The organism is Paraprevotella xylaniphila YIT 11841 (assembly GCF_000205165.1).
GTDB classification, from domain to species: Bacteria; Bacteroidota; Bacteroidia; order Bacteroidales; family Bacteroidaceae; genus Paraprevotella; species Paraprevotella xylaniphila.
This window is the reverse complement of record NZ_GL883868.1, coordinates 20,986-27,658: the sequence shown is the minus strand read 5'-3', so window position 1 is coordinate 27,658 and position 6,673 is coordinate 20,986. Positions and strand designations below refer to the sequence as shown.

6 protein-coding genes and 1 tRNA gene are annotated in these 6,673 nt (G+C 45.0%); 4 read left to right on the top strand and 3 right to left on the bottom strand.

Annotated features, from left to right (window positions below; translation table 11 throughout):
* Positions 1-87: 87 nt before the first annotated feature.
* The 3 genes from HMPREF9442_RS10730 to HMPREF9442_RS10720 all read right to left on the bottom strand — a co-directional run bounded on the left by HMPREF9442_RS10730 (position 88) and on the right by HMPREF9442_RS10720 (position 1,069).
* Positions 88-453, bottom strand: coding sequence for a helix-turn-helix domain-containing protein (locus HMPREF9442_RS10730; RefSeq protein WP_008628397.1), 366 nt, complete (start codon positions 451-453; stop codon positions 88-90).
* 4 nt (positions 454-457) lie between these two features.
* Positions 458-751, bottom strand: coding sequence for a type II toxin-antitoxin system HigB family toxin (locus tag HMPREF9442_RS10725; RefSeq protein ID WP_008628396.1), 294 nt, complete (start codon positions 749-751; stop codon positions 458-460).
* Positions 752-995: 244 nt separating this feature from the next.
* Positions 996-1,069 (bottom strand) — tRNA-Met (locus tag HMPREF9442_RS10720).
* 278 nt (positions 1,070-1,347) lie between these two features.
* Between HMPREF9442_RS10720 and HMPREF9442_RS10710 the strand changes: the two genes are divergently transcribed.
* The 4 genes from HMPREF9442_RS10710 (at position 1,348) to HMPREF9442_RS10695 (ending at position 6,566) form a co-directional block, all read left to right on the top strand.
* Positions 1,348-3,249, top strand: coding sequence for an LptF/LptG family permease (locus HMPREF9442_RS10710; RefSeq protein WP_008628390.1), 1,902 nt, complete (start codon positions 1,348-1,350; stop codon positions 3,247-3,249).
* 14 nt (positions 3,250-3,263) lie between these two features.
* Positions 3,264-4,478, top strand: a complete 1,215-nt coding sequence (locus HMPREF9442_RS10705) for a bifunctional 3,4-dihydroxy-2-butanone-4-phosphate synthase/GTP cyclohydrolase II (protein WP_008628388.1) — start codon at positions 3,264-3,266, stop codon at positions 4,476-4,478.
* 25 nt (positions 4,479-4,503) lie between these two features.
* A complete protein-coding gene (locus HMPREF9442_RS10700; RefSeq protein WP_008628386.1) occupies positions 4,504-5,217 on the top strand; it encodes a Bax inhibitor-1/YccA family protein in 714 nt (237 codons plus the stop codon).
* 137 nt (positions 5,218-5,354) lie between these two features.
* Entirely contained in the window at positions 5,355-6,566 is a 1,212-nt protein-coding gene (locus HMPREF9442_RS10695; protein ID WP_040602985.1) for a pyridoxal phosphate-dependent aminotransferase, read from the top strand.
* The last annotated feature ends 107 nt before the right edge of the window (positions 6,567-6,673 follow it).

Here is a 6,673-nt window from a genome sequence, read left to right as displayed (position 1 = left end):
TGGAAGCCTCTCAAATGCCCATAAACTTTAAAATATAATATTTGTGCAATTTTCGTGCAAATGGTCGTTTTTAAAACGAATTTCTCATCAGATACCTAACACTATATTCGCATCAATATTGAGTTTCCGGCTCATTTCACGAGCTACTTTAAGGGTAGGCTCGCAACGTCCCGTAAGATAGTCGCTGACACGTGAAGGACTTACGCCAAGAAGTTCTGAGAGTTTGGCCTGATTGAGACCCATTTCGTACATACGGAGTTTTATCACATCCACTAAAGAAGGTGATTTTATCGGATAATGCTCTTCTTCGTAGTCGGCAACAAGTTCTGACAACAAATCCAATTCTATCAGGTTCTTGTCATTCAAAGGCGTATTGTCATCAACCAATGGCAGAAGTTCTTCTATTCTCTCCATTGCTGCCTTATAAGCTGTTTCATTCTGAATCTTTGCCATACGTCTATATATTTTTAGCGTCAATTACATCATATTCGGCATGAGTGCCGATAAAGCGAATCAAGACTGTTTTTATCGTAAACTTGATTACTACAATCAACCGATAATTGTTTCCTCTGATATTGAACACATAGTGTTGGTTGCCTACATTATCCACACTGTTAAACATCTGTTTCATATCAGCAAAACAAGTCCACTCTGCTTTCTTCACTTTCTGATACCAGTCTTCGAGTGCAGTTTCCGCGTCAGGATGCTCGGTATAATACTCGATTATTTTGCTTCTCGCTATGACTCTCATGCCTTTTATTGTTTATGCAAAAGTAAAGCTTTTATTTTGGAATACAAAATATTCTACTGAATTTCAGAACAAACATATTCAATGTTACCTTAAAATATTTCCAAAACAATACTGTATTACCTTACGATTTCATTGATTATCCGTTATTTATCGGGAAAACCATACAAAATCTGTGCAAATACCCATAAAAATAAAAAAAGCACTCAAGAGTGGAAGCCTCTCAAATGCCCATAAACTTTAGAAGTAGCGGGACCCGGGATTGAACCGGGGACCTCATGATTATGAATCATGCGCTCTAACCAGCTGAGCTATCCCGCCATCCTTGCGTTTGCGGTTGCAAAGGTACGCATTATTTTCATTTCACCAAAAGAAAATTCTACTTTTTTTCATTTTATCTTCAAAGAGCCTTTTAAAAAGCACTTTGTACAGTCAGATTCCATTCTGTTTTCTCTCAGCACAGTAAAGTTTACCCCACTTGTAGGAGCCACCGAAAAGTCTCTTTTATAGAACACTGTTCCATAAAAACATCTAAAATATAAGGCTACAATATTTTTTTATACTAACTTTGTCCGTTAATTCGTACGAACAACAATGGGATGAAGTTCATTAAGAAAATAGACATATTCGTATTCAAAGCCTATTCTTTGCTCTTCGTTGGCACGTTTTTCATCTGCCTTTTCATTTTCCTGATGCAATTCATGTGGCGATACGTGGACGAGCTCATCGGGAAAGGTTTGACATTGGACGTCCTCGCACACTTCTTTTATTATGCCAGCCTGACACTCATCCCCATGTCCTTACCTTTGGCCATTCTTTTAGCCTCGCTCATTACTTTCGGTAACCTCGGCGAGCGTTTCGAACTGCTTTCCATGAAAGCTGCCGGCATTCCGCTCGTCCGCATACTGCAGCCCATTATCATCTTTAATATCCTACTTTGTATCGGTTCATTTTATTTCCAGAACATAACCGGCCCGGAAGCCCAAAAGAAGTTTTATACGCTCATCTATTCCATGAAACAAAAATCGCCTGAACTGGAAATCCCGGAAGGTATTTTCTACAGTGAGATTCCTGGATATAACATTTTCGTGGAGAAGAAAGGAAAGGAAAACGGTATGCTCTACGGAGTCATGATTTATAGTACGACCGACGGGTATGAAGATGCACAAATCGTATTGGCCGACTCCGCAGAACTCAAAACGACGGCTGACGAAAAGCATCTTATGCTGACGATGTACGCCGGAGAACGTTTTCGTAACATGCAAGCCCAAGGCAACATGATGGCTCGTGCCAACGTGCCTTACATGAGGGAGACATTCATCCAAGAAACCGACCTGATTCCGTTCGACAACAATTTCAACATGATGGATGCCAACGTATTCAGCGGAAGCGCACAAACCAAAAATTTGCGGGAGATTGAAACCGGACTCGATTCTCTGGCGCATAAAAGCGACAGTATCGGACGCTCGCTTTTTGCCTATTTGCAGAATACGACTTATCGAAGGAAAGTAAACATAGCCTCACAAGACTCCGTCAAGATAGCCCGCCAGACGTTGAACTTCGACACCTTATACAGCAAACTGACCGTCAGCCAACAACAGGGCGTATTACGGAACGCCATGCAAAAAAGTACGATAGCCACTAACGAATATGAATTTCGCGGTTTGATTTCGAAAGATATAGACCAGTCCACCCGGACACACTGGGTGGAATGGCACAAGAAGTTCACACTCTCATTAGCCTGCCTGTTCTTCTTCTTTATCGGCGCCCCTCTTGGAGCCATCATCCGCAAAGGAGGTTTGGGTGTACCGGTTGTCATATCCGTCACCATTTTCATCTTCTATTATATCATCAACGTGTCAGGAGAGAAAATGGCAAAAAGCGGGGAATGGATTCCTTGGTTCGGCGAATGGCTTAGCTCCATGGTACTCTGCCCTATCGGCATTTTCCTGACTTACAAAGCCAATAAAGACTCGGCCGTATTCAATATCGAAGCATATATCAATGTGATACGCAAGATTCTGGGACTCCGCATATCCCGTCATATCGCCCGTAAAGAAGTCATCATACACGACCCGGATTATCCCGTTGTAAAAACGGAACTCACGGCTTTGTCGCAAGAATGGCAAGCATACGCACAAAAGAGCAGGTTACGTCTGCCGCCCAACTACCTGCACATTTTCTTCTATAATATAGATGACCATGAGGTTATCAGCCTGAGCCGAAAAATGGAAAACCTCATCACCATACTGTCCAACAGCCGGGACGCGGCAATCTTGGATGCCCTGAACAAGCTTCCTATCGTGCCTACACATGCACATACGCGCCCCTTCCATAATTATAAGTGGAATATGGTGTTAGGCATCATATTCCCTGTGGGCATATTCTTTTATTTCCGAATCTGGCGATACAGGTTGCGTCTTTACAAGGATATACAACAAATAAAAAAATACAGCGCGTTTATCGCCGAACGAATCGAGAAGATATCAGAAATCGAATAAAACATCATAAAGTCATGGATACATTTAAACTGAACACAATAGAAGAAGCCATTGCCGACTTCAAAGAAGGCAAGTTCATAATAGTAGTGGATGACGAAGACCGTGAGAATGAAGGCGACTTCATCACGGCTGCGGAAATGATTACGCCTGAAAAAGTAAATTTCATGCTTCAGGAAGGAAGAGGCGTGCTCTGTGCACCGATTACCATTTCACGTAGTGAAGAACTGGACTTACCTCATCAGGTCAGCACCAATACTTCTATCTTAGGAACCCCTTTCACCATAACCATAGACAAACTGGAAGGCTGTACCACCGGGGTTTCCGCACATGACAGGGCCGCCACCATCCGCGCATTGGCCGACCCGTCTTCCCGCCCGGAAACCTTTGGCCGCCCGGGACATATCAACCCGCTGTATGCGCAAGACAAAGGCGTACTGCGCCGTGCCGGACATACAGAAGCCGCTGTCGACCTGGCACGTCTGGCCGGCCTGCAACCGGCTGCCGCCCTCATCGAAATCCTGAACCCGGACGGTACCATGGCCCGCATGCCTGAATTACAAAAGGTGTCCGCACGCTTCGGAATCAAAATCATAGCCATACGCGACTTGATTGCCTATCGGCTCAAACAGGAATCGATGGTGGAACGAGGCCCGGAAGTAGACATGCCTACCGACTACGGGCACTTCCGCGACATCACTTTCCGCCAGATCAGCAACGGACTGGAACACGTGGCGCTTATCAAAGGAGAATGGGAACCGGACGAACCGATTTTAGTGCGTGTACATTCCTCGTGCGTCACCGGAGACATATTCGGCAGCCAGCGTTGTGATTGCGGAGCACAACTCCACAAAGCCATGCGCATGGTAGAAGAAGCAGGAAAGGGCGTTATCCTCTACATGAACCAGGAAGGGCGCGGCATAGGTCTTTTCAACAAGATGAAAGCCTATAAATTGCAAGAAGAAGGTATGGACACCGTAGATGCCAACGTACATCTCGGTTTCTTGCCCGATGAACGCGAATACGGCGTCGGAGCTCAAATCCTGCATGAATTGGGCGTACATAAAATGCGCCTGTTGACGAACAATCCGGTCAAACGTGTAGGTTTGGAGGCCTACGGACTCGAAATCGTGGAAAATGTTCCCATCGAAGTTCCGGTCACCCCTTACGACGAAAAATACATGCGAACCAAAAAAGAACGCATGGGACACACATTGCATTTCAATAAATAACCCTACTCTCAACAACAACGACATAATGGAAACTAAAAACATATATGCTTATAACCCGGAAGAGACGGTACAGGCTTCCGTGTTTTCCAAACTCATGCGCAATGTCTATCGGTGGATGACATTCGCTTTGGCCATTACCGGACTGACAGCCGCATGCGTGGCAGGCAATGCCACACTGATGCAATTCATATTGGGGAATCAGGCCGTTTTCCTCGGACTTATCATTGCCGAACTCGTCGTAGCCTTTACCCTGATAGGCCGTGTCAGCAAGTTGTCATTCACCAACGCCTCTCTATTGTTTATTCTGTATTCCATCCTTACCGGTGTTACTCTGTCTACCATTTTTCTGGTATACGAAATAGGTTCCATCGCCTCTACTTTCTTTGTCACGGCCGGCACATTCGGAACCATGTCCTTAGTAGGATATTTCACTCATAAAGACTTAAGCAAAATGGGAACATATCTTATCATGGCACTTATCGGACTTATCATCGCGACCATTGCGAACTGGTTTATAGCCAGCACTACGCTCGACTGGGGCATCACGTATGCCCTTGTACTCGTTTTTGTCGGACTGACGGCATACGACACCCAGAAAATCAAGGCCATGTTGCGTGAACACGGAATGGGACTGGACGAAAGCACGCAAAAGTTGGCTTTAATGGGTAGTTTCACTTTGTATCTGGATTTCCTGAATTTGTTTCTCCAACTGCTGAAAATCCTTGGAAAAAGAAAATAACAGCAGGGAATAAGATTGATTTTACACCAAAAAGTCACCTTTTTCATCGAAAAGGAGTTAAAAGTGTAGCACATATCCGCAGAATTGCCTAACTTTGCAACATCAAGCCACGAGAATCAATAAATTAAGAAACATATATGAATCAACTATCAGACCGTTTGAACAGACTTTCTCCCTCTGCAACTTTAGCTATGTCTCAAAAAAGCAGCGAGCTGAAAGCACAAGGTGTAGATGTAATCAATTTAAGTGTCGGCGAACCGGATTTCAACACCCCGGACCATATCAAAGCGGCTGCCATCAAAGCCGTAGAAGAGAATTATTCACGCTATTCTCCCGTACCGGGCTATCCCGCACTGCGCGAAGCCATCTCTGCCAAGCTGAAAAACGAAAACGGCTTGGACTATGCACCGGCACAGATTCTTTGCTCCAACGGCGCCAAACAATCTGTATGTAATGCCATCATGGCATTGGTCAATGCCGGCGATGAGGTGATCATTCCGGCTCCTTATTGGGTCAGCTATCCCCAAATGGTCAAATTGGCCGAAGGAGAACCCGTCATTGTAGAAGCGGGCATAGAACAAGATTTCAAGATTACACCCGAACAGTTGGAAGCGGCCATCACGCCGAAAACACGTGCGTTGATTCTCTGCTCTCCCAGCAATCCTACGGGTTCGGTATATTCCAAAGAAGAGTTGGCCGGTCTGGCTCGCGTCCTCGCACGACATGAACGCGTGATTGTCATTGCCGACGAGATTTACGAGCACATCAATTATATCGGCAAACATGAAAGCATCGCCCAGTTCGCGGAAATAAAAGACCGCGTAGTCATCGTCAACGGAGTATCGAAAGCATACGCCATGACGGGATGGAGAATCGGTTTCATTGCTGCTCCCGAATGGATTGTAAAAGGCTGTAACAAGCTACAGGGCCAGTACACTAGCGGTCCTTGTTCCGTTTCGCAAAAGGCAGCCGAAGCCGCTTATACGGGTTCACAACAGTGCGTAGAAGATATGCGCCAGGCTTTTGAACGCCGTAAAAACCTGATTGTCAAATTGGCTAAAGAAATCCCCGGATTGGAGGTGAACAGCCCGGAAGGCGCATTCTATCTGTTCCCCAAATGCAGCTCGTATTTCGGTAAGAAAGACGGTGAACGTGTAATCAACAACTCCACCGATTTTGCCATGTACCTGCTTGAGGTGGGTCATGTGGCTACAGTGGGCGGTGACGCTTTCGGCTCTCCCGAATGTTTCCGCATGAGCTATGCCACCAGTGACGAAAACATTGTCGAGGCCATGAAACGGATTAAAGAAACTCTGGCCCGTCTGAGACAAAAAGAAGTACGTCTTTAAATAATCTAATGCAAAGTATCTCGTCGGAAAACACTGTCGGGGTACTTTTCTTTTTGCACAAAAAATGAATAGTATTTTGGATTAAGACATAATTATAAGTATTATAT

What these genes read in the sequence shown, in the direction of transcription:
- HMPREF9442_RS10730 (WP_008628397.1), bottom strand. Translation starts at nt 453, where the DNA reads ATGGCAAAGATTCAGAATGAAACAGCTTATAAGGCAGCAATGGAGAGA.
- HMPREF9442_RS10725 (WP_008628396.1), bottom strand. Translation starts at nt 751, where the DNA reads ATGAGAGTCATAGCGAGAAGCAAAATAATCGAGTATTATACCGAGCAT.
- HMPREF9442_RS10710 (WP_008628390.1), top strand. Translation starts at nt 1,348, where the DNA reads ATGAAGTTCATTAAGAAAATAGACATATTCGTATTCAAAGCCTATTCT.
- HMPREF9442_RS10705 (WP_008628388.1), top strand. Translation starts at nt 3,264, where the DNA reads ATGGATACATTTAAACTGAACACAATAGAAGAAGCCATTGCCGACTTC.
- HMPREF9442_RS10700 (WP_008628386.1), top strand. Translation starts at nt 4,504, where the DNA reads ATGGAAACTAAAAACATATATGCTTATAACCCGGAAGAGACGGTACAG.
- HMPREF9442_RS10695 (WP_040602985.1), top strand. Translation starts at nt 5,355, where the DNA reads ATGAATCAACTATCAGACCGTTTGAACAGACTTTCTCCCTCTGCAACT.